This is a genomic window from Desulforhopalus glucosivorans (genome assembly GCF_054397165.1).
The window spans coordinates 1,511,398-1,534,216 of record NZ_AP044854.1 but is presented as its reverse complement, the minus strand read 5'-3'; the positions used below and the strand labels follow the sequence as shown (position 1 = coordinate 1,534,216).

Here is a 22,819-nt window from a genome sequence, read left to right as displayed (position 1 = left end):
CACGGACAAACAGCATGAAACCTGATCAGAAAGAAGCTTTAGTCTCTGTTCGAGACAACATTGACTCAATAGACAACCAGATCCTCAGCTTGCTTAAAGAACGTATAGCTTGTGCAAAGGAAATAGGTAGAATCAAGACTGGTGAAAATAGAGCAAAATGGGACCCACTGAGAGAACGACAGATTTATGACAGACTCCTTGCAGATAATCAGGATATATTCCCGCAAGATGCTCTTAAATCTATTTTTCACGAGATTATCACGACCTGCAGACTTTCGCAAAAACGTGCGGCTGTCGCCTTCCTCGGTCCTGAAGCCACTTTTAGCCACCTTGCAGGCGTTAAGTATTTCGGCCACTCGGCAGACTATAAGGCAATGGAAACCATCGACGATGTCTTTGCAGAAGTTGAAAAAGGACGAACCCAGTATGGTATAGTACCTGTTGAAAACTCCATAGAAGGGGCTGTCTTTTCAACTCTTGATTGTTTTATGAAATATAAGGTCCAGATCTGCGGCGAAGCACAGCTTGAAATCAGTCACAATCTGGTGTGCAGATCAGGTAATATAGCCGATATCCAAACCGTAGCCTCACACAATCAACCCCTTGCTCAATGCCGTGAGTGGTTGAGGAAACATTTACCGTCTATACCTACACTACCTGTGTTTTCAACTGGAGCGGCAGCTCAAATGGCTGCTAACAACCCCAACATTGGTGCAATAGCATCCTCTCTTGCTATCAAGACCTACGAACTTCAGGTCGTTGTACAGGGCGTTGAGGATTACAGAGGTAATACGACACGCTTTCTTGTCATCGGTAAACAATCTCCATCAAGAAGCGGAGTAGATCGAACATCCCTTCTCATCGGACTCATGGATAAGCCAGGTGCACTTAATTCAGTACTTGCCGCACTATCTGAGGAAGATATCAATCTTGCGAAGATTGAGTCCCGACCAATTAAGGGTAAGCAGTGGAAATACCTATTCTTTCTTGACATGCTCGGCCACATCGAAGATGAGAAAATAAAGCGCGGCTGTCAAATACTCAAAGATCAATGTTCATACTTTGAATGGCTCGGCTCATACCCGCAAAACGAGATGTCACCCTCCAATTCTTGACATTCTACCTGAGCACCCCGCCTTCTCTTCAGCCCCAAGTTCATCCTGCAGCGTATGACCTTGGGGTTTATTAAGAATGGTCTGGCGAATACTCTCTACAATATCCTGATCAGAACCACCTGATCGCATAAGTTGCTTTAGATCAGTTTCACTATCTCGCAACAAACATGCCCTCAGCCTGCCTTCAGAAGTCAAACGCAACCGATTACATTTATCACAGAAATGATGACTGATTGGACTGATAAAACCTACAGATCCAGTTTGTCCACCTGGAGTCTCAATATTATACATTCGTGCAGGCCCATCACCATACTGCTTTTGGGATGGTTTTAAATTTCCGACGTGGGCCACCATGTCACGAATTGAATCTGACTCGATAAAGCTCTTACGCTGCCAGCTGTTTTTATCACCCACCGGCATAAATTCTATAAATCTAACCTGAAAGGGATAATCCAAAGCAAGCCGTGCAAAGTCCGCAAACTCATCATCGTTTATGCCTTTCATGGCAACGACATTAATCTTAACCCTAAACCCAAGATCCCTCGCACTTTTCAACCCAGCCCAGACATCGTCAAAATTGTCTCTGCCTGTTATTCTTTTGAATTTGTCACGCTGTAAACTATCTAGCGAGACATTGATCTGATGTACTCCATTGGCATAGAGGTCAGCTGCGTACTTTTGCAGCAACACACCATTTGTCGTAAGCCGTATCTGATCGAGGCCTTCAACCGTATTTAAAGCGCTGATAAAATCCAAGATCCCTTTTCTAACCAGTGGCTCCCCGCCAGTTAGCCTGATTTTGTTCATTCCAAGGGAGACAGCAAGCTGAACAATACGAAGTAACTCCTCATAACTGAGAAGTTGAGAATGCATGAGAAATTTACCGCTTTTAACCTGAGGTTCAGCATCACCGCCATCTTCTGGCATACAATACATACATCGCAGATTACATCTGTCTGTCACTGAAAGACGAAGATACGATATGGTTCTTGAAAACTGGTCGACAAGAGGAGAAATAGTTTGTATTTTTTCGTTCACAACACTCAACTCATGTAAATATTCGTGTATAGCCCTTTCTTATTTTGAGCTCAGTTACAACAGTACGTTTCCACTATTAACATATAAATAACATCACTCAACTAGAAATTAAACCAATGCTTATTTTAGGTATAGAAAGCTCATGCGATGATACTTCGGCCGCTGTAGTTAAAAACGGTGAGGTACTCTCAAATGTTCTTTCCAGTCAGGACGAAATCCACAGTAAATTCGGTGGAGTGGTTCCAGAACTCGCATCACGCCAACACCTTCAGGCAGTCCATCCAATCGTCCTGACGGCACTTGAAAAAGCGGGAGTTCAACTATCTGAAGTCGACCTCATTGCTACAACCCAGGGACCAGGTCTCATTGGTTCGCTTCTTGTTGGCTTCTCATACTCTAAGGCACTCTCACACGTAAGCAAGATACCATTTGTTGGGGTTGATCACATGGCAGGCCATATCCTTTCCATCCTCCTCAATGAAAAAAAACCTACCTTTCCTTATATTTCACTTGTCGTTTCAGGTGGAACATCCTCAATATATCTCGCCAAAGATTATAATGAATTTACCTGCCTGGGACGAACCAGAGATGATGCGGCGGGAGAGGCATTTGATAAGGTCGCCAAACTCTTAGGGCTTCCTTATCCGGGCGGTCCCCATGTATCTAAAATCGCAGAAGATGGCGATCCTAAGGCTATTAAATTCCCAAGAGCATGGCTTGAAGAAAACTCCCTTGATTTTAGCTTTAGTGGCCTCAAGACTGCAGTTTTAAATCATGTGAACAACACTAAGGCTAAAAATAATAAAATTAACATTCCTGACATTTGCGCCTCATTTGAGGAGGCTGTGGTGGATGTGCTTGTTAAAAAAGTCTTAACTGCAGCCAGGACTCACAGTGTGAATTCAATAGCACTTGGTGGCGGTGTTTCAGCCAATTCAACCTTACGTTCACGTTTTGAGAAAGAGTGCAAAAAGGAAAACTACCATTTTTTCAGTCCTCAAATCACATTTTGTACCGATAATGCTGCAATGATTGCCTTAGCAGGGTATCATAAGTACCTTGCTAACGGGCCAACGACAATAGATCAGGATGTGTACTCACGCTCACACCTGGGCTGAGGGGAGTGATGAAGTTAATTACAGGGATACGACGTATTATCAGGTACAACCTGATACGTATTAAAAGACTCAGTGGAGATCCCCGGGCTATAGCAGGCGGTATTGCCATAGGGGTATTAATCGGCCTGTCCCCGACAATGCCCTTACACACACCTCTTATTATCGGCCTCGCCCTCTTAACCAGGACCTCAGTTTTGGCGGGCATTGCTGTAAGCTGGCTCGTGTGCAATCCATTTACATTCTTCCCTATTTATTACGTTTCAGTACTTATTGGTAACTATCTCACCCCCTATGAAATTAATTTTCAAACAATCCAGTTACTGCTAGACCAGATTATGAATGGGGCTGGTATAGAAGCGTCGATAAAAATGATAATGAACCTCGGTCAGGAGACAATTATTGTTTTGCTTGTTGGCGGTTTTGTTTTTGCTTTACCTTTTTCATTTCTCAGCTATTATCTGAGCGTCCCATTTTTTAAAAAGCGCCAGGCCAAAAGGCTAAAAACTACTACTGAGGCGTTTGACAGACCATAAGTCTTTTACTCACTATTTCACCCCAACTACTATAAAATCACGCTCTATGTCCAAATACGGTCGTCAACCATATGACACGCTTAAGTCCAACAAGCTGACTGCTAAAAAAAGATTCGGTCAAAACTTTCTCGTCAATCAAAATACTGCCGAGGCAATTGTTCGGGTTGGAAAATTAAGTAAAGAAGATACTGTGGTTGAGGTAGGTGTCGGCCTTGGCGCTTTAACTTGTCCTCTAGCTGAAACTGCAAAGCATGTTATCGCCTACGAAATTGACAGTGGAATTGTGAGGCTCCATGAAGAAGAACAAGACCTTCCGGATAATGTCACTCTTATACATCAGGATATACTAAAAGCGGATTTCGACCAGATGTACAAAGAGTGCGGTGGGCCTGTTAAAATTCTTGCAAACCTCCCCTACTCTATTTCCAATCCATTTATTTTTAAGTTGATAGAAAACTCACATCTCATCCATTCAGTAACTGTTATGCTGCAAAAAGAAGTCGCTGATCGACTTAATGCTGAACCGTGTACTAAAGATTATGGTGTACCAACCATACTTCTTGGAGCCTGCGCAACTGTACAAAAAAAACTCACCCTAAAACCCGCTGAGTTTCACCCAAGACCTAAGGTCGATTCTGTTGTCATCTTTATTGATTTTTCAGATAACCGAATTGAAACAGGAACACCTGCTGATTACGACAAGACTGTTTTCACCAAAATAGTGAGAACCACCTTTAATCAGCGGCGAAAAACCATAGCAAACACCTTAAAAGAAGCTGGCGTGTTTGGGCCGCAAGGCAAAGAGTTCAAGGAGCAGAACAAAGAAAAAGCCCTTCAAGCTCTTGAAAAATCTGGAATTCCACCACAAACAAGACCAGAGACACTTACTGTGAGTCGGTTTATAGAACTTGCTAACTGTATCACCTCTCTATAATTGTCGTTTTGCAGCAAACCACATCACGCTTATTTACGATAAACGTGTTTGCCATTTGCAAAACTGTTGAAAATATGATCAAAAATAACAAATAGAACTAAAAACAATCCTTCTATATTAATTCACCATCAGTCAGAAACAACTATAGTACATATGGAAACAGTACAGGACCAGGCCACTCCCTATAAATTTGTCATCTACAGTCATGAACAGGCATTTCGCCATATGACACAGATGCGCACGGATAATGAGCAAAAACTCTATATCAAAACTGATGAGGCCCTCTTTTACCTTTGGGATGCAAACTGTTTATCCATGAGCGAAGAATACCGGGAAGAGTATCTGGCATACCTGCCCCATGTTTTTGATCTGCTAACCAGTAGCGACGATGGCAGTGAACTGATTGAGTATCTGATTTTTATAGAGGAGTCAAAGTACGGTATAGCAAAAGGTGACAACCTTGCCCTTGAAAGGGCCTCCAGACTTGTAAACACTCTTCTCGATTACAAAGAGCGTCTCCTCTAACCAACTGTTAACCCAGTTATTTTCGGGCCAACAATTTGAACTTCCTGTTTTGTTTTATTCTTTTATTCTCACTGAGAGGGGGTGAGTGCAGTTGATTTAATAAAATTGAGGTTTAATATTTACAACAGAGCAATTATATTACTCACCTCAGTAAACGGAAAAAAGCTCGAAACATGCCTTGAATGTTGCTCTACGCTTTTCATTGCACACCTCAATCCAAAATTCCTGCTTTTATTGACATGTTTTCAAAAAGTACGAAGGTCATTGTCTACTACCACACACAATATTTCATCAGGTCATTCAGCGCACTATGGATACATCGTCTAACAATTACAACAAGGGCTCCATCACCATTCCAACTATAACTGTTCCGCCCCATCCCATATGGCCCACTCTTACTCAACAGGAAGAACGTGATCTAAAAGATAGAGTCAAGGCTCTACTGAAGCGCGAAAATGCTGTTCTTGTTGCCCATTATTACACCCAGGGCGTTCTTCAGGATCTCGCTGAGGAAACTGGGGGATGTGTTGCGGACAGTCTCGAGATGGCCAGGTTTGGCAAGGAACATTCCGCAAAAACTCTTGTGGTGGCAGGGGTTCGTTTCATGGGGGAAACCTCGAAGATTTTGAGTAATGACAAAAGGGTTATTATGCCGGATCTTGATGCGACCTGCTCGCTCGATGAGGGGTGTCCCCACGACGCCTTTAACGAGTTTTGCAATGAACACCCTGATCATACCGTTGTAGTTTATGCCAACACAAGCGCCGAGGTCAAGGCTAGGTCTGACTGGGTAGTAACCTCAGGGATTGCCCTTCCAATTGTAAAGCATCTTGCCGAGCAAGGTGAAAAGATTCTTTGGGCTCCGGATCGTCATCTTGGTCGATATGTACAGAACCTCACGGGTGTTGAGATGCTCTTTTGGCCTGGCTCTTGCGTTGTCCATGAAGAATTTCGTTCTGTGGCGCTTGAACGCCTGAAAAAGGTCCATCCTGAAGCTGCTGTTCTCGTCCACCCTGAATCAACTGAAGAGGTTGTGGCGCTAGCAGATGTCGTCGGCTCAACAACAGCACTTATTGATGCAGTGGTGAGCCTACCCAACAAAGAATTTATTGTGGCAACGGATGCCTCGATTTTCAACAAAATGAAACAATTGGCTCCTGAAAAAATACTCATGGAGGCGCCTACGGTGGGAGAAGGTGCCACATGTCAGAGTTGTGCTAATTGTCCATGGATGGGTATGAACTCCCTGCACAATCTCGCTGAAGTATTAGAACATGGAACAAACGAAATCCATATTTCACCGGATCTCGCGGAGCGTGCAAAAATTCCAATCATGAGAATGCTCGACTTTGCAAAAACCATGAAAAAATAACATTGCAACTCAAGTCTCGATAAACATGAAATATAAGGAAGAGTTAGGGACCTTGGTTCATACCAAGGTAACAATTCTTAACAGCTAAGAGGCTAATAACCAGCGATCATAGTCACTTTTTAGCGCAGGCCAGGAAAAGTTCCTGGTTAGTTCTAAAGCAGTTGTAGAACGTATTGTACGATTTTCCCTCACAATCTTTTCAAGTTGTGAGGGAAATGTTTTTTGGTCATACAGGTATTTAGCCGGAAACAACTCTGGGTATGAGAGTCTATTGGGCAGCAGTGGTCTGCACCCCGCTCTCACTGCCTCTATTACTGAGATACCATAGAATTCATGGACGGATGTCGAAACTACAACAGTTCCCTGACTAAGCAGTTTGACATAGTTGTCGTATGAATCAGAAAATCCATAGTGAAGTATTTCCTCTTTGAATTCTCTTTTCCCCCTCACAAAACAATCTGGACTGTTATGAAATGATTGGCCAAGAACAATTAATTTAAAGTCGATATCTTTTTGTTTTAGATGTCGTAATCCTTCAAAGAATTCATCCGGGTTCTTGTCATGCTCCCATCTGTGATTCCATACAATTACAGGCTGGTGTGATGTGTCTTTTCTTCTATTTCTATCTATAAGCGAAAACTCAATCCCCGGATGAATAACAACGCTTGAAGAAATCATTTTGTCCAGAAGCCCTGTAAATTTCATATCTGAGGCAAACTTCAGATATCTCTTACAACCCTTTAGAAAACTGGCCCGGTTAAACTCTGAATTAAAGGCTATACTATCAGCAGCAAGGGCTGAATTGAAATTTATTGCTGTAAAATGGTACAGACTTTTATCGTCAGTTCTGTTGGGATAAGCAAACTGATTTTCATGGAAGTAGAGACATATTTTTGCAAGAGTATTCCAGCCAGGTAACCGACAGACTAGCGCGCGAAAAACTGCAACATCAATAAAAGTAGAGCACAGCACAGTGTCAAATTGCCGTTTTTGTGGTTCAAAGCCCTCCAGTTGCTCCACAAACCACTGCGCCGACAACTGCATCCTCATTTTCCATTTTCTAGCTGGTAGTGACAAAATTACATACTCAGCATCAACTGTTTTCATCAAACCTTCGAGAAAATGTTTATGTGAGCCGCCAAAATATGGTTCAAGAATAAGGATCTTTTTCATTGGACGTATCTATTGTCTCTTTCAAAATTCTATTAAACGGAACGACAGATTCAATTTGATATCCACAGCCAAGAGGTAGACCACCTCCACAGAACAGTAAATTTTTATCAGGAAAATCTTTGCAAAAGCGAAATCGTTCCTGATATATTTCGCATTTTCCATCTGATGAAATGTGGGAACATCTAAACAGTACTATACCGGAACTATCGTAACCTATAATAGTGAAACATCCGTACTCTGGATGCTTGGCAACAATTGCCTTAAACTCAGCTTCGTTTCGTATCCACCCTCTCCCGTCATCAAGCGACAATTTTTCACAACAACTTCCACAGCAGTTACAACTCCCTGTAACCAAGAGCTGCTTCTTGCGAAATTTCATAACAAAATATCGAATAAAACCCACAAGGGTAAAACCACGAAATCTCGTTATTTTATTAATTATATCAGTGTTCAAAGAAAGAAATTCCAAAAGATTTAAGTGCACGTGAGCAAATTTCTATTTAAAGGTATTTCAAACTTCAACTGCAAATAGGCGTAGTAGGTTTTTGAAAAAAACATTATATAAAATTTGCAATCTAAAATGATATACATAAATCATCCTGCTTCTTAATTTTCAACCCTTTCGACATTTTTATCAAAACATGACACTCTCCCATCCTGAAAATGTTAACTGCCTTTGCGGCAGCAACAAAGAGTATTCAAATTGCTGTGGCAAGGTCCACCTAGATCACAAGGCAGCAGCTACTGCAGAAACACTCATGCGTTCGCGATACACAGCATTTGTTCTAGAAAATAGTGAACATGTTCTTCAGAGTTGGATTGAAAACAAGAGACCTGCCAACTTAAACTTTGATGATCATCCTGTCACCTGGGTTGGCCTTACAATTAATAACACTAGTGGTGGCACTGCTGAGGACAGTACAGGCACAGTGGACTTCACCTCAACATACCTTGAAAATGGCAAATTATGCTGTCTCAGTGAAGTCAGTGAGTTTTCGAAAATAGACGGTCTCTGGTATTACGTTGATGGAGTCTGTGAGGTGACTAAAAAGAAGGTTGAACGAAATCGTCCCTGCCCCTGTGGCTCCATGAAAAAATTCAAAAGATGCTGCGCGGTCAAGTAAACAGAGATAACTACATTTCCAGCCGGTAACTCTTATCTGCCAGGAAGTAAACGTACCTTATCTAGAATAAGATCTGCCGTAGCCTGCTTTGAGGTGAGCGGCAGTTGCTCTTCCCCTGTACTATCAATAAGGAGAACTCTGTTTGTATCGGCTTCAAATCCGCTATTAGACTTACTGATATCATTAACTGCAATCAAGTCGAGATTTTTTTTCTTCAACTTCCTCTTTCCCTCGGCAATTAAATTTTCACTTTCCGCTGCAAAACCAACAAGAAGTAAGCCATCTTTTTTAACCTTACCTAACTCAAAAAGAATATCCGGGTTTTGAACAAGGGGAAGACTGAGCTCGATGCTCTCTTTTTTTACCTTATTGGAGAATTGTGTTTCAGGCCTGTAATCTGCAACAGCCGCAGACTTAATTACGATATCAGCATGACCTGCAAGAGACATTACGGCATCATACATTTCCACTGCACTATTGACGGCGACACAGTGGACACCGACAGGAACAGAAAGTGATGTAGGACCACTGACAAGATCAACCTCAGCCCCTCTTCTCCATGCACTACGGGCAAGTTCGTACCCCATCTTGCCAGAGGACCTGTTGCTCAGATAACGTGCCGGATCAATAGCCTCTCTGGTTGGGCCTGCAGTAATCAGAAAGCGTTTTCCAGATAAATCCTGCCTCGTAAGAGCTTTAGCAATATACTCTTTAGCTACCTCCCACTCAGGTAAACGGCCCTGTCCCTCTTCCTTACAGGCCATCATACCGGAATCAGGAGAAACAATCTGATAGCCAAGACCTCTAAGTCTGTCAAGATTGCTTTGGGTGGCAGGGTTTGAGTACATCTTACTGTTCATGGCTGGAAATATCAGAACAGGAGCACGGGTGGCAAGCACAGTGGTAGTAAGAAGATTATCGGCAAAGCCGGCTGCAAGCTTGGCCAAGGTGTTCGCGGAAGCTGGTGCAATTACAACCAGATCAGCCTCTCGGCCAAGATCTATATGGGCCATTGATTCATGATCAGCTGTAAACATATCCGTATGAACAACATTACCTGATAATGCACCAAAGGTCCTGGGTGTGACGAATTGCTGTCCAGACTTGCTCATTATGACATGAACCAGTGACTCTTCCTTTGCAAGGTCACTTACCCAACCGGCAACCTTAAAAGCTGCAATGGATCCAGTGACACCAACAACTATATTTTTACCGGTGATAGCTGTCATAATTCTCTTTTAAGTGTGAAGTAAGCACTTTAAAAACACTACCATCCCACAAGGGGGTATAAGTGCCCTGGTTGTAATATGAAACTTGTGATTTCAGCAATAATTCCTGAGTTTCGTAGGGTCTACGCTACCTGTTTTTTTATAATAGGCTTTCAGGTGTAAAGCACTAATAGGCACCTTTTCCAACAATCATACAATAGACAGTTTTAATAATAATCTTTATATCAGTCCATAAAGAGTAGTTAAGAATATACCAGTCATCGAGCTGTACACGCTCTTCATACGCCTCAACATTAGACCTCTTCCCAACCTGCCATGGACCCGTAATACCTGGTTTCATTGAGCAATATCTTCCGGCGCTATCCTTGTAAAAACCATTAAGTTCCTTACCTACGATGGGTCTTGCTCCAACAACGCTCATATCTCCACGGATAACATTTATGAACTGTGGGAATTCATCAAGGCTGGTTCTTCTGAGAAACTTTCCAATCCTAGTGATCCGAGGATCGTTTTTAAGCTTATAACTCGCCTCCCACTCCTGTCTCAGTGAATCATCCTGCTCGAGCAATGAAGCAAGCTCCTGCTCAGCATTAACCCGCATGGTTCTAAACTTAAGGCAGTTAAATTTCTTTCCGGCAGCAGTTATTCGTTTATGTCGATAAAAAACAGGACCACCATCATTTAGTTTTACAAGTGCTGCTATACACAATGTAAAAGGAAGGGTTACAATCAGAATCATCGTAGAAAAGATAAGATCAAAACCTCTTTTCCATTCCGTATTAGGATTAAAGTTTAAAATAAGAAGGCTTCCAAGGGACTGCATCTCAGCATGATGTAAACCGTATAAGTAGAGATCCGGTACAAGAAAAATTCTCGCTCCGAGGGATCTGCATTCCCGAAGTATCTTGAATATCTTCTTTTCTGCCCGCATAGGCAGAGCTATATACACATAATCAATGTCGTGGACCTCAAGGTAATCATTAATCGCACTAATATTACCAAGCATCGGCTTACCAAAGACATCGCCAAAATCGGCTTCATCCACCTTATCATCAAAAAAGCCCAGCACTTCAATCCCAGCCCACGGCATGGATTCAAGCTCTTTTACAAGATTGACCCCAAGGTCACCACCACCAACAATTACCGCTCTTCTCACATTTTTGCCACGGGTTCTAAAAGAACGCAGCAATTTCCTGGCAGCAAGATGGATGATAAAGATTAAAAACGGTGTGGTAATGGACCATATGAGAATAACAACCCTTGAGTATGCTATTGAGATTTTAAAAATAAAGAAATAAAAGAGGAGTAAACCGATTACAGCGCCCCATGCTTTTAATATTACAAGAAATTCCAAGAAGAATTTCCAGCCTCGCCAGGATCTGTAAAGCTGAAATGACTGAAAACTAATAAAGGTGAGGATAAACGTAATCAAGATTAGTCTGTTATAATATGGGCTCCAGGGAACCCTATACCAAACAACTAAAAGAGAAAGATAACCTACCACAACAAGACAGTCTATCAGATGCAGAAGTCTTGCCATAAGAGAGCTTTGCTCCCGTAAATTCGTTGATAACATAAAATATACTGTGTCTAAGGCATGTTTATGAAGCAGTTGATCGGGTGGTTAGTGCCTTACTCCTGAAAGCTCGTCATAAAAAAACAGGTAGCGAGACTCCGAGAAACTCAGGAATTGAATTTGAAAAGTGTAAGTTTACTCTTACCACCAAGGCACTTATCCCGTTCATCGGGGTTAACAATTACTATCCCACCATCGCCTGTTTAAACTTAACTTAGAACATAAAAATTTTGGCAGATGTGAATACATACGTCCAAACTTATAACCACAAAGCTTAACACCATTTCTGAAAAACCAGTCAACAAGCAATATGTATTTTTTTTGTGATACTATCTCTTTTAAAGCGGATTTGACATATATTCGTCCAACCCCTTCTGCATTTCCATAGGTCTCAAGTAACCACTGCTCACTGCTGTGTAGGACTCCAATATCAAATGACCGTCTGAACTCTTCATCAAAGCCATAGTTATGACTATGATAAACGGCAGCATCGCCAGCATAAAAGACACTGCCGCCCTGCTTTAAAAGCCTTCCAAGGGTACAAGTATCCTCGCCAAAAATCAATCCGTTCTTGAAGAACTCTACAGCCCCAAGAGCTTCTCGTTTATATGCGGCAAAAGAGTTTGAAATAAATATAGTTTTAAGCCCTAAATGAGCTCTTTCGCTAAATGTACGAATTTCTGACTGAGCAGGATAGTTAAAATGACGCAAATGTGCAGCAAGTAAAGATGCGTCTGGGTGCGGCAACTGCCTTCCATAGGCACAACTCAAGTCATTATCTTCAATAAGTGGTGTTACCAGCTTTTTTAAAGCGTCTGGACTACTTAGTACAGCATCTTGGGTAAAGTAGATTAAAATATCCCCCTTAGCCAGGTTTGCAAGAAAAGTCCTGGTACCACCATGATCGAACTCATTTCGTGCTATAGTCACAACCTCAGCACCATTTGCTCTACAGATTTCGACGCTTTTATCCGTTGATTCAGAGTCTCCAACAAGAATTTCATCAACCTTGATATCCTGCATTGCAAGAGCTGCAAAAAAATCTCGAAGGGTCAATTCGCCATTAAGGGTTGGAATGATAACTGATAACAGTTGTTTTTTAGAGCTGCTCATTATTACTTCACCCTACCTCTTACACCCGAAATAACCGTACTATTAAATATTTAAAAACAGCCCAGATTATGTACATCGAAGGATGTCGCAAATACAGTTTCACTTCGTTTTCAGCAGATATAAGTTTACTTCCGTAAGAGACATTCCCTCTGTCAGCATTCCAGCCCCTACAATGGTAGGCTACTATATCCGGCACATATAATAATTTCCATCCATTACGCCGTAATTTAAGACTTAATTCGACATCTTCCTTATACATAAAAAAACTGGTATCAAATACATTTTTGCCAAAAGAACTGAGGGCTTCCATGGAGCAGCACATAAGCGCTCCACATATTGCAGGGACATATTGTTGTGTATCATACCGACCAACATCAACCTCACCCTGCCCCCGATCAAACCACCGGCCATACCACTTACGAAAAACACCTGTGGAGTCTAGTTTTCCGGTGGCAGTTTCTTTTAATGGATCGTAACCCAATAGCTTGCCGGTTACACAACCAAGGGTAGGATCAGCTAGAAATATTTCATTAAACCTAGCCACTGTTCCTGGCTGGAGGAATGCATCGGGATTTAAAAATAGAATAATATCAGAAGTATTTGGTTTAAGGGATGCAAAACCAAGATTATTGGCGCAGGAAAAACCAACATTTTTCGACCTGATAACATTAACCCCATCTTGCTCTAATTTGTCTAAGTATGAGGTATCGCCGGAGCCTGAATCCACTATTGTAATTGTTGCAACAATATTCCCCTGCTTTTTAACCCCGGCAATACAGGTGTCGATAACATTTTCTGAGTTATGGGTTACAACAATGACATGGGCCTTTAGTTGCATAATAATATTTTTTTGAGGGAGCTATCGCTTAGCTTATAAGAAGAGTTTACAATAGACCTGTAACATTACATTCCCTTTTCCCTGCTCACTCCTTCTGCGCATTATCGAATCAACTGCCATCCGTTCAGCGTCTTTGATCTGATTCGCTAAAACAGTGTGCCAATCCCTACTTGTACTAGTAAGCAATTTTGTTCGCTTAGCCTTTGTCCTAGAGAACATTGAAACAGCTTCTAAAACACCCTTAAACCAGGCCACTAACATGAGTTTTTTACAGCAAAACAAAAACCACATACACTGATAGACCAAAAGGGCAGGAGCAAACCGTACAAAATAGGAAAGAGGATAATTTTTTATCAGTAGATTAAGGTTATTACGGGTGGATAGTCGTATGGTAAGAGGGTTAATCTTTGAGCCCGAAGTTGCACTGCCTATATGATAAACCACCGCCTCATGCAGGTACAAACACCTCAAACCAAGTCGACGGCCGCGAATATTAAGGTCGACATCTTCAAGGTAGGCAAAGAAATCTTCATCGAAAAGACCAACTGCTGAGAAGAACCGCCTCCTATAGAGTGCAGCACCCGCGCAAGCTCCAAAAACCTCCCGATCAGAGGAGTACACATCTCCATCCATTTCAAGGGTTCCGAGCCTATAGCCCACACCACCTCTTAAGACAACATCCCCTGCCCCATCAAGAACATCACGATCATGAAAGCTCACCATTTTGAGTGCAAAAAACTCAAAGTCATAGTTGTTCTCAGCAGCATCATACAATAGCTGTAAACAATCAGGAGCTACCTCCATATCATTATTCAATAAAAGGATAAGCGGAGCCGTTGATTGTTTAATTCCAGCATTAACCGCAACACTAAAGCCAGTGTTATGGTCAAATTTTATTAACTGTACGTCTGGATAGTCTCTTACCAACACCTCTTCTGTGTCATCAGTAGAGCCGTTATCTACAACTGTTACAGTAAAGTTTTTAAATGATTGTGACGCAAGAGACCGCAGACAGTGCTGCAACATCAGTGAACCATTCCAGTTTGGAATTATAACTTCTATTTTCGGCTCAGCTGTCTGCATCTACTTGGTTGTTATCGTCGTTTTTCGACCTGAAAACATTTTTCACGTAATAGACCGGCTTAGACTGGGATTCATGGTACGTCCTTGCCTGCAGTTCTGCAATCAGTCCTAAAGAGATAAACTGGATACCTATGAAGATCAGCAGCACAGCAAGAAACAAGAGAGGTCTGTCGGAAAGTGGAACACCCATAAACTGTCTCTGGAAGGTCATAATCAGGGCAATAAGAAAGCCAATTCCACCAGAAATAACACCCATTAGGCCAAAAACCTGAATAGGTCGGGTTGCATAACTCAGCAGGAACTTAACGGTGAGCAAATCGAGTACAACACGGATGGTTCTTGATATTCCATACTTAGAAGTACCAAATCGTCTCGGCCTATGGTTTACCTTAACTTCGGTGAAGTCGATTCCCATACCACTTGCTATGGCGGGGATGAACCGATGCATCTCACCATACAATTTAACGTTCTTGATCACTTCCTTACGAAAGGCCTTGAGCGTACATCCGTAATCATGAAGGTTTACGCCTGTGGTTTTAGAAATAATCTTGTTAGCGATAATTGAGGGAAGACGTCTATTGATAAACGCATCCTTTCTATCATATCTCCACCCCGTAACCACGTCGTTTCCTTCATTAATTTTCTCAAGAAGAAGTGGTATATCATGGGGATCGTTTTGTAGATCAGCATCCATAGTGATGATGACATCACCTGAGGCGTAATCAAAACCTGCGGCCATTGCTGCAGTCTGTCCAAAATTTTTCCTGAAATTGACAACGACAACATGCTCGTCTTTTTCTTGAAGACCTTTGAGTAGTTCAAGACTTCTATCAGTACTTCCATCATCAATAAAGAGGAGTTCATACCCTTCTTCCATGGATCCCAAAACCTCATTAAGCTCATCGTACAGGTAAGGGATGTTTTCTTCTTCATTGAGTAGGGGGATAACAACTGAAAGTAACAAGATAATTCTCCGTGTTTAATATATTTACGCGCACCAATGGTACACACTTATAATTAAAATCCAGGCCATTTAGATGGTTCAGTTCAGGCCCTCTTAAATCGTTTTTCGCCTGAAAAAATCAGACAATAAACGTTGTATACCAGCATTTATGATACAATTCTCAACTATGGAACCTGCGTCGTTTCTACCTGCTCTAAATCCAGTACATTTCGTTGTTTATATAAAAGATAAACACCAAAGCCAATCACTCCCATGGTGAGAGTTTTAAGGCGCAACAGCAGTCCCATGGCAAGGGATTCTGCCCCTCCGACCCCAATTAAGAGAAAGTAAAAAACAAATACCGACTCAAAATAGCCTAAATTACCAAGTAAGGTGACTGGAACATGGGCTACAAGCATAATAGCAGGAACAATAGCACAAATCTGTATAAAATCGACCTCAACACCAAAAGCACGGTAGGCGGTATAGACGTTTATCCAGGTAAGAACATAAAAAAGTACAGTGAGATAGATTATTCGAAATAGAAATCGTTTGTCATGCTTCACTGCCTGCATTGCTACCTGCAATTCTGCTCTGAATTTTTTAAGCTTTTCAAGAATAGTCTGGTACAGCTTTTCAACCTTGTTTACAACCGTAATTACAAACTGGATTCCAGTTTTTTCGGCGATAGTACGTGCCCAACCAAACAATTTATCGGTAATAAGGTTTGGCAGTGCAAATGGATTTTTGACAATCCAGACCCAAAGAATAGCAACGAGGAAAAAGAGCCCGACACATGAGGGAATAAAGATATAAGCGCTCTTGTATAATTGAGGCTGAACAAGTGGAGCAATGATAACAAGTAAAAATAGAAACATAATACCTGAAAATCGTTCAACAAAAACACTGACAGCAGAATATGCCTGATTTTCTATAATTCGTCCGGCATAGTAGGACCTGACCACATCCCCACCAACTGTGGAGGGCAGAATATTTGAAAAGAAATACCCAACCATATAAATCTTGAGCAGTTCAAAGAAGGGGACTTTCTTCTTTTTTAAGTCGAGCACTACCTTCCACTTAGCACAACTTGCAATAAGCATTACAAACGTGACAAGAAACGTTATCACAAAAAACAGAGGGTCCACATGCTTAATCACAGCAAGTAACTCATTACCTTTAACAAAGGACAAAAGTATAGAGAAGAACGCCACGCTAAAGGCTATTTTAAAAATTATTTTGATATATTTAGACATAGTCCCTTGTGGACAAATCCTGTTGTAGATAAGCAGGATTCTTCCCTGCACACTGTTGGTATTTAAAAATCATTCGCACAACTCTCTGATTCCATCAGCTTTCAAACCGATTTAGCCACGCGATGCATCAACGCCAGATTCTACCTCTTGTGGAAGTATTGATATTTTGGCGCATTCTTACATACCATATCTTCTCCATATCACCAATAGCAGATAAACAATTTCAATCACTTTCAATTTTCAATTGAAAGTGATTGAGATTGAAAACCCTGAAAGTTCTCATCCATCCGTTATTGAGTATACAACCATTGGCTGACGTCAGTTTATGTGAAGAATTAATGGCAGAACAAAACGTCTTCTAGAGGAGCAGGAGAAAAGAAGAAGGGATAAACATACATATAGAAGGAGAGGAATTGGTCGGTTACTAGAGCATTCCACTACAACAACAGTGCATCAATTCTTCAAATATTCTAGAATATGTAGTGCAACCGGTGCAACTATTTAGGCACAGAGCAATCACCGACATCAAACCCCAGTTCCCTGAACATCTTAAGATCTTCCTCAAGACTATTACCAAGGGTTGTCAAATAATTCCCCACGATTGAACCATTCGCACCTGATGTAAAACATTTATGTTGTTCATCACCTAAAAGATTGCGTCCTCCGCCTAAACGAATCACAGCTTTTGGCATAATAAATCTGAACAGAGCAACGCAGGTTAACACCTCACTGACACTAAGCGGAGGAAGATGTTCAAACGGGGTATTTGCTATTGGATTTAAGATATTGAGAGGAACTGAAAGGATACCAAGTTCCCGGAGTTCAAAGGCTAGTTCCAGACGTTGCTCAAAGCTTTCCCCCAGGCCTATAATGCCTCCAGAACAGACCTCAAGGCCTGCATCCTGAGCAATTCTAATGGTGGCTACTTTCTCGTCCCAGGTATGACTGGTGCAGACATGAGGAAAAAAACTGCGCGAAGTTTCAAGGTTACAATGATAGCGACCTACTCCCATTTCTTTGAGCTTTAATGCTTTTTCAATGGTAAGAAAGCCCATTGAGGCGCAAAGGGACAATTGAGAATCGCGCTGTAAGTCTCTATAAATTTGTTTAAATTCTACAAGACTTTTTTCACTCACTTGTCTGCCTGACGTCACAAGAGAAAATCGCTGCACGCCACTATCTTCATTTTCCCTGGCAAGCCGTAAGACTTCAACAGGATTCACCAAATCATAACTGGCAACTTCCACATTACTATGGACTGATTGTGCACAGAACTTACAATTTTCACTACAATTACCGGACTTTGCATTAACAATCGAGCAAAGATCAATACTGTTTTTATGTAGTATACGACGAAGTTTATCTGCTTCCTGGTAGAGAAGTTCAGAATCAACAGATTGGGCAAGGTGTAGAGCCTCTTCAAAATCAAGCTGTTCACCCGCCACTATTTTTTCAGTATATTTTTCAATCATCGCCCCACCTCAGGACACACAATGGGCAACAACAGATATCATCAAGCTACAGGTAAGGACAAACAAGCTACTGCTGCTGTCTCAATTTCTGCAAACACTTTTCCAGGGTCTCAGGAGTATCAAATTGAAGAGATGTCACCTTTGTTCCCTTAGGCGTGATCTTCCTCATCATTCCTTTTAAAACTGTCTTTGGCCCTACTTCAATAAAGGTGTCTACTCCCTCATCAAGCATGGAGGAAATGATTTCATACCACCGTACCTTGGACGCTATCTGATTTGCCATCATCCCCTTCATTTTCTCTGGGTCTGTTTCTTTCTCGGCGCTCACATTAAAATAAACAGGAATTTCAGGAACGTTAAATTCTGTTTCTTCCATAAATTCGGCAAATTCAGGAACAGCATCGGCAACGAGAGGACTATGATTTGCAACACTTACATTAAGGGGAATAACCTTACCACCCTCTTTTTCAACACGTGTTGCAACCCAATCAAGTCCATCCATAGATCCTGAAATAACGACTTGTTGAGGAGTGTTGTGGTTTGCCGCAGTAACAGTGCCATCACCATCATAGCTTGCTACTATGTTTTCTATGCTCTCAATATCAAGCCCGAGCACCGCACGCATTCCACCAGGATTTTTAACACCTTCCCGCTCCATGAGTGCACCTCTTTTACTCACAAGCTTCATAGTGTCCTCAGCCTTGATAACACCTGCGGCGTAAAGAGCAGAATATTCACCCAGGGAGTGACCGGCAAAAGAGCTGATCTCAAACTCTCCTTTGGTTGCATCCATAAAGGCCTGCCAGCAGATAAGATTGGCAATAGTTATTGCTGGTTGAAGATTCGTCCCTCTGGTTAACTCCTCCATAGGGCCTGCACCACACAACTCCTGTAAATTAAGATCACAGGTGCTCTCAGCCATTTCCATCAAGCCAGCACATTCTTTTTGGGTTTGAACAAATTCCTGGGCCATACCTATATACTGTGATCCCTGACCGGGAAATAACACTGCAATTTTCATATCTTCTATTTTATTTTTTCTGTTTTATTTGAGCCTGAAAAATTCATCCCTATAAAAAGGACCGCCCCTACACAGATTGCTGAATCAGCAACATTAAATGCCGGCCAATGGTAACTACCAACATAAAAATCAAGGAAGTCAACAACAGAACCGAGCCGTACTCTATCTATGAGATTCCCTATTGCACCACCAACAATGAGTCCAATAGGTATAAAGTAATACTTATTTTCCAGTTGTAACTTCCTGTACAAAAAAGTCAGTCCTACTATGGCAATTGAGCCAACGGCAAGAAAGAAATAGTGCCTCCAGGGAGAATCTACATCAGCCAAGATACTAAAAGCGGCTCCAGTATTAACAACATACACCAGGTTAAAGAGTCCCGGTATAATCTCACGGCTTTCATAGAGCTGGAACAGATCAATAATCCACAGCTTAGACAATTGATCAGCTCCAATAACAGCTACTACAACAAAAATATAGCCCACAATTACATGCCCATGGATGTTACAACTTCTGCACAACGATCACAGATTTCCGGATGTTTACTATGCTCGCCAACTGTTGTTGAACGTATCCAGCATCGTTCACACTTCTCACCTGAAGCGGGCAGAACCTGAACGACAAAACCCTCAATCTCTTCACTCTGATAGCGAATACCCTCTTCAGCACTGTCAACATCAAGCTCAACCATCTCTGAAATGATGGATATTTCTTTGATGGTTTGCCATTCACTTTTGACAAATGTAGCCAGGTCGCCAGTTACAGCAAGCATAACCTTTGCCTCCAGGCTATGACCTATAACCTTTTCCCTTCTGGCAATTTCAAGGGCTTTAGTTATCTCTGACCTCACCTTAAGCAGTTCACCCCACTTATCCATAATAGCCTGATCACAGTTCACTTCCTTTGGAGCAGGAAATTCAGAAAAGAAGATACCACCAGTTAAGGCATCTTTATCCGCCCTGCCATGGAGTGAATCCCATGCTTCTGCTGCAGTAAAGCTTAATACAGGATGCATTAACTGCAACAACCCTTCAAGTATTTCAAAGAGCACAGTCTGAGCAGACCGCCGTAACAGAGAATCGGTACCTGAGGTGTAGAGTCTGTCTTTTAGAATATCGAGGTAAAACGAACTCATCGTGGTGCCGCAAAAGTAGTTCAGGTTATGATAAATTGAATGGAATTCATATTTTTCATAAGCTCCAGTTACTTTGCTTCTCAGTTCTTCAAACTTGGCTAGGGCCCATTGATCAATTTCAGGAAGCTGATCATAGGCTACGCTATTTTCTGAATGGTCAAAGTCATCTAGGTTCCCGAGAAAATATCTGATTGTATTACGTATTTTCCTATAGGAATCGGAAACCTGTTTTAAAATCTCATCGGAGACCTTGATGTCATCACGATAATCTTCACTGGCTACCCAAAGTCGCAATATCTCGGCACCATATTTATCTATGACCTCAGAAGGTACAACAACATTACCTACAGACTTGGACATTTTCTTGCCCTTACCATCAACGACATAACCGTGGGTAAGCACACCCTTAAAAGGGGCTACCCCTCTCGTACCCACAGAGGCAAGAAGAGAACTCTGAAACCAGCCCCTATGTTGATCACTACCCTCAAGATAGAGGTCGGCAGGAGAACGAAGTTCATCACGTTCTTCGCAAACTGCAGCATGACTCACACCTGAATCAAACCAGACATCCAGGATATCCTCTTCTTTTTCAAAATCAATTGAACCACAGCCACAGGTTGTACCAGCAGGTAGGAAGTCTGCGACATCATGACTAAACCAGGCGTCAGCACCTTCCTTTAAAAACAGTTCGTTGATTTTTTCTGCAACATTCCCATCTTTAACAATCTCACCACAGGCCTTACAGCTAATCACAGTAAGAGGTACTCCCCAGCTACGCTGCCGTGACAGGCACCAATCAGGCCTGCCTTCAACCATGGAGTGGATTCTCTGCATACCCCAGCTCGGCGTCCAGGTGACACCTTCAATAGCCTTGAGGGCGTTGTCTCTGAGATCATTATTATCCATGGAAACAAACCATTGGGGGGTGGCACGGTACATAACAGGCTTTTTACAACGCCAGCAATGGGGATAACTGTGATTAATGTATTGCTGGTGAACAAGAGAACCATCTGCTGCGAGGTCTTCGTTGATTACCTTATTTACATCTGGAACCTTCTGCCCCATATACTTCCCCGCGTCATGGGTGTACACCCCGTCGGAATCAACAGGTGAGAGGATCTCGAGGCCATAACGAAGCCCCGTTTGATAATCATCGGCACCATGACCTGGAGCTGTATGAACACAACCCGTTCCTGCATCAGCAGTTACATATGTTGCGAGCATAAGTAGCGAATCTCGTTCCATAAAAGGATGTTTACAAATCCTTTTCTCAAAGCCAGAGGCTCCAAAGGTTGCAACCACTTCATAATCCTGCTGTTCTGTCTCAGTCATCACCTGTTCAACCAGATCTTCTGCAAGAATCCATGTCTCACTTCCAACCTTTACAGCTGCATAGGTAAAATCAGGGTGCATGGCAACGCCAAGATTTGCCGGCAACGTCCATGGGGTCGTGGTCCAGATTACGAAATAGACATTATCACCCCCGAGAGCTGGATCAATGTCAGAAAAGTCTTCGCCTGCCCGAAACTTCACATAAATGGACGGTGAAGTATGGTCATGATATTCGACTTCGGCTTCAGCAAGGGCTGTAGTACAGGTGGAACACCAGTATACTGGTTTTCGGTTCCGTACAACTGCACCGGAGAGTAGAAATTTATTGAACTCTCTTGCAATGGCTGCCTCGTAACTATAGTTGATAGTGAGATACGGATCATCCCAATCACCTAAAACACCAAGACGCTTGAACTGCTCTTTCTGGGTCTTGATCCATTTATTAGCATATTTCCTACAGGCAGCTCTTTTAGAGAGTTTTGGGATGGTATTCTTCTTTTCACCAAGCTCTTTATCTACGTTATGTTCAATTGGCAAACCATGGCAGTCCCAACCCGGAACATAGGGTGCGTTAAAACCAGCCATCCGTTTTGAACGAAGAATGATATCTTTTAGGATCTTATTAAAGGCAGTTCCAAGATGAATATTACCATTAGCATATGGAGGGCCATCGTGGAGAATAAACAGGGGCTTTTCTTTGTTCTGCTCCTGAATCATCTGATAAAGGCCCTCTTTCTGCCAACGCTTTAAGACCATTGGTTCTTTTTGCGCGAGATTGGCCTTCATCTTAAATCCGGTTTTGGGCAGATTAAGGGTGTCCCTATAATCCATGATCTTCTCCTTCAAATATTACTCTGTGCTTTACCCGTAAAGGGGCAAACCACCCGAT

The 22,819-nt window shown here is 42.1% G+C and carries 21 protein-coding genes; 7 read left to right on the top strand and 14 right to left on the bottom strand.

Annotated elements, in window-relative coordinates; all coding sequences use genetic code 11:
• Positions 1–14: 14 nt before the first annotated feature.
• Positions 15–1,115 (top strand): prephenate dehydratase, encoded by a 1,101-nt coding sequence (gene pheA, locus ACX6CI_RS06570; RefSeq protein WP_458777367.1) that lies wholly within the window; start codon positions 15–17, stop codon positions 1,113–1,115.
• On the opposite strand, the gene moaA is transcribed toward pheA, so the two are convergent.
• Positions 1,098–2,153, bottom strand: a complete 1,056-nt coding sequence (gene moaA, locus ACX6CI_RS06565; protein WP_458777366.1) for a GTP 3',8-cyclase MoaA — start codon at positions 2,151–2,153, stop codon at positions 1,098–1,100. The genes pheA and moaA overlap by 18 nt on opposite strands.
• 116 nt (positions 2,154–2,269) lie before the next feature.
• Between moaA and tsaD the strand changes: the two genes are divergently transcribed.
• The 5 genes from tsaD to nadA all read left to right on the top strand — a co-directional run bounded on the left by tsaD (position 2,270) and on the right by nadA (position 6,635).
• Complete coding sequence (gene tsaD / locus ACX6CI_RS06560) at positions 2,270–3,271, top strand: tRNA (adenosine(37)-N6)-threonylcarbamoyltransferase complex transferase subunit TsaD (protein WP_458777365.1); 1,002 nt, start codon at positions 2,270–2,272, stop codon at positions 3,269–3,271.
• Between the two features lie 8 nt (positions 3,272–3,279).
• The gene (locus ACX6CI_RS06555) at positions 3,280–3,804 is read left to right on the top strand and encodes a DUF2062 domain-containing protein (RefSeq protein WP_458777364.1); all 525 of its coding nucleotides are present in this window, start codon (positions 3,280–3,282) and stop codon (positions 3,802–3,804) included.
• The gene (rsmA, locus tag ACX6CI_RS06550; protein ID WP_458777363.1) at positions 3,791–4,738 is read left to right on the top strand and encodes a 16S rRNA (adenine(1518)-N(6)/adenine(1519)-N(6))-dimethyltransferase RsmA; all 948 of its coding nucleotides are present in this window, start codon (positions 3,791–3,793) and stop codon (positions 4,736–4,738) included. Before ACX6CI_RS06555 ends, rsmA begins: the two co-directional genes overlap by 14 nt.
• 153 nt (positions 4,739–4,891) lie before the next feature.
• A complete protein-coding gene (locus ACX6CI_RS06545; protein WP_458777362.1) occupies positions 4,892–5,263 on the top strand; it encodes a hypothetical protein in 372 nt (123 codons plus the stop codon).
• A gap of 310 nt (positions 5,264–5,573) precedes the next feature.
• Entirely contained in the window at positions 5,574–6,635 is a 1,062-nt protein-coding gene (gene nadA, locus ACX6CI_RS06540) for a quinolinate synthase NadA (protein WP_458777361.1), read from the top strand.
• A gap of 84 nt (positions 6,636–6,719) precedes the next feature.
• On the opposite strand, the gene ACX6CI_RS06535 is transcribed toward nadA, so the two are convergent.
• Positions 6,720–7,808: a tRNA-queuosine alpha-mannosyltransferase domain-containing protein gene (locus ACX6CI_RS06535; RefSeq protein WP_458777360.1), complete on the bottom strand. Its 1,089-nt coding sequence runs from the start codon at positions 7,806–7,808 to the stop codon at positions 6,720–6,722.
• Positions 7,786–8,262, bottom strand: a complete 477-nt coding sequence (locus ACX6CI_RS06530; RefSeq protein WP_458777359.1) for a hypothetical protein — start codon at positions 8,260–8,262, stop codon at positions 7,786–7,788. The genes ACX6CI_RS06535 and ACX6CI_RS06530 overlap by 23 nt, the downstream gene beginning before the upstream one ends.
• 187 nt (positions 8,263–8,449) lie before the next feature.
• Here ACX6CI_RS06530 and ACX6CI_RS06525 point away from each other — a divergent pair, with 187 nt between their 5' ends.
• Complete coding sequence (locus tag ACX6CI_RS06525; protein ID WP_458777358.1) at positions 8,450–8,932, top strand: YchJ family protein; 483 nt, start codon at positions 8,450–8,452, stop codon at positions 8,930–8,932.
• Positions 8,933–8,964: 32 nt separating this feature from the next.
• Here ACX6CI_RS06525 and coaBC read toward each other — a convergent pair whose 3' ends face one another.
• The 11 genes from coaBC to ileS form a co-directional block, all read right to left on the bottom strand.
• Complete coding sequence (gene coaBC / locus ACX6CI_RS06520; protein WP_458777357.1) at positions 8,965–10,161, bottom strand: bifunctional phosphopantothenoylcysteine decarboxylase/phosphopantothenate--cysteine ligase CoaBC; 1,197 nt, start codon at positions 10,159–10,161, stop codon at positions 8,965–8,967.
• Between the two features lie 166 nt (positions 10,162–10,327).
• Positions 10,328–11,701, bottom strand: coding sequence for a sugar transferase (locus ACX6CI_RS06515; protein ID WP_458778442.1), 1,374 nt, complete (start codon positions 11,699–11,701; stop codon positions 10,328–10,330).
• A gap of 210 nt (positions 11,702–11,911) precedes the next feature.
• Positions 11,912–12,850: a glycosyltransferase family 2 protein gene (locus ACX6CI_RS06510; RefSeq protein WP_458777355.1), complete on the bottom strand. Its 939-nt coding sequence runs from the start codon at positions 12,848–12,850 to the stop codon at positions 11,912–11,914.
• 19 nt (positions 12,851–12,869) lie between these two features.
• Positions 12,870–13,688 carry a glycosyltransferase gene (locus tag ACX6CI_RS06505; protein ID WP_458777354.1) on the bottom strand — a complete coding sequence of 273 codons (819 nt, stop codon included), beginning with the start codon at positions 13,686–13,688 and terminating at the stop codon, positions 12,870–12,872.
• Between the two features lie 33 nt (positions 13,689–13,721).
• Complete coding sequence (locus ACX6CI_RS06500; protein ID WP_458777353.1) at positions 13,722–14,771, bottom strand: glycosyltransferase family 2 protein; 1,050 nt, start codon at positions 14,769–14,771, stop codon at positions 13,722–13,724.
• Positions 14,758–15,735, bottom strand: coding sequence for a glycosyltransferase family 2 protein (locus ACX6CI_RS06495; RefSeq protein WP_458777352.1), 978 nt, complete (start codon positions 15,733–15,735; stop codon positions 14,758–14,760). Before ACX6CI_RS06495 ends, ACX6CI_RS06500 begins: the two co-directional genes overlap by 14 nt.
• Positions 15,736–15,899: 164 nt before the next feature.
• Positions 15,900–16,970 (bottom strand): lysylphosphatidylglycerol synthase transmembrane domain-containing protein, encoded by a 1,071-nt coding sequence (locus ACX6CI_RS06490; protein ID WP_458777351.1) that lies wholly within the window; start codon positions 16,968–16,970, stop codon positions 15,900–15,902.
• A gap of 497 nt (positions 16,971–17,467) precedes the next feature.
• On the bottom strand, positions 17,468–18,442 hold the full coding sequence (gene bioB / locus ACX6CI_RS06485) for a biotin synthase BioB (RefSeq protein WP_458777350.1): 975 nt from the start codon (positions 18,440–18,442) through the stop codon (positions 17,468–17,470).
• Positions 18,443–18,509: 67 nt separating this feature from the next.
• Entirely contained in the window at positions 18,510–19,463 is a 954-nt protein-coding gene (gene fabD / locus ACX6CI_RS06480) for an ACP S-malonyltransferase (RefSeq protein ID WP_458777349.1), read from the bottom strand.
• Between the two features lie 5 nt (positions 19,464–19,468).
• Positions 19,469–19,948 (bottom strand): signal peptidase II, encoded by a 480-nt coding sequence (lspA, locus tag ACX6CI_RS06475; RefSeq protein WP_458777348.1) that lies wholly within the window; start codon positions 19,946–19,948, stop codon positions 19,469–19,471.
• 2 nt (positions 19,949–19,950) lie between these two features.
• Positions 19,951–22,761: an isoleucine--tRNA ligase gene (ileS, locus tag ACX6CI_RS06470; RefSeq protein ID WP_458777347.1), complete on the bottom strand. Its 2,811-nt coding sequence runs from the start codon at positions 22,759–22,761 to the stop codon at positions 19,951–19,953.
• Between the last annotated feature and the right edge of the window lie 58 nt (positions 22,762–22,819).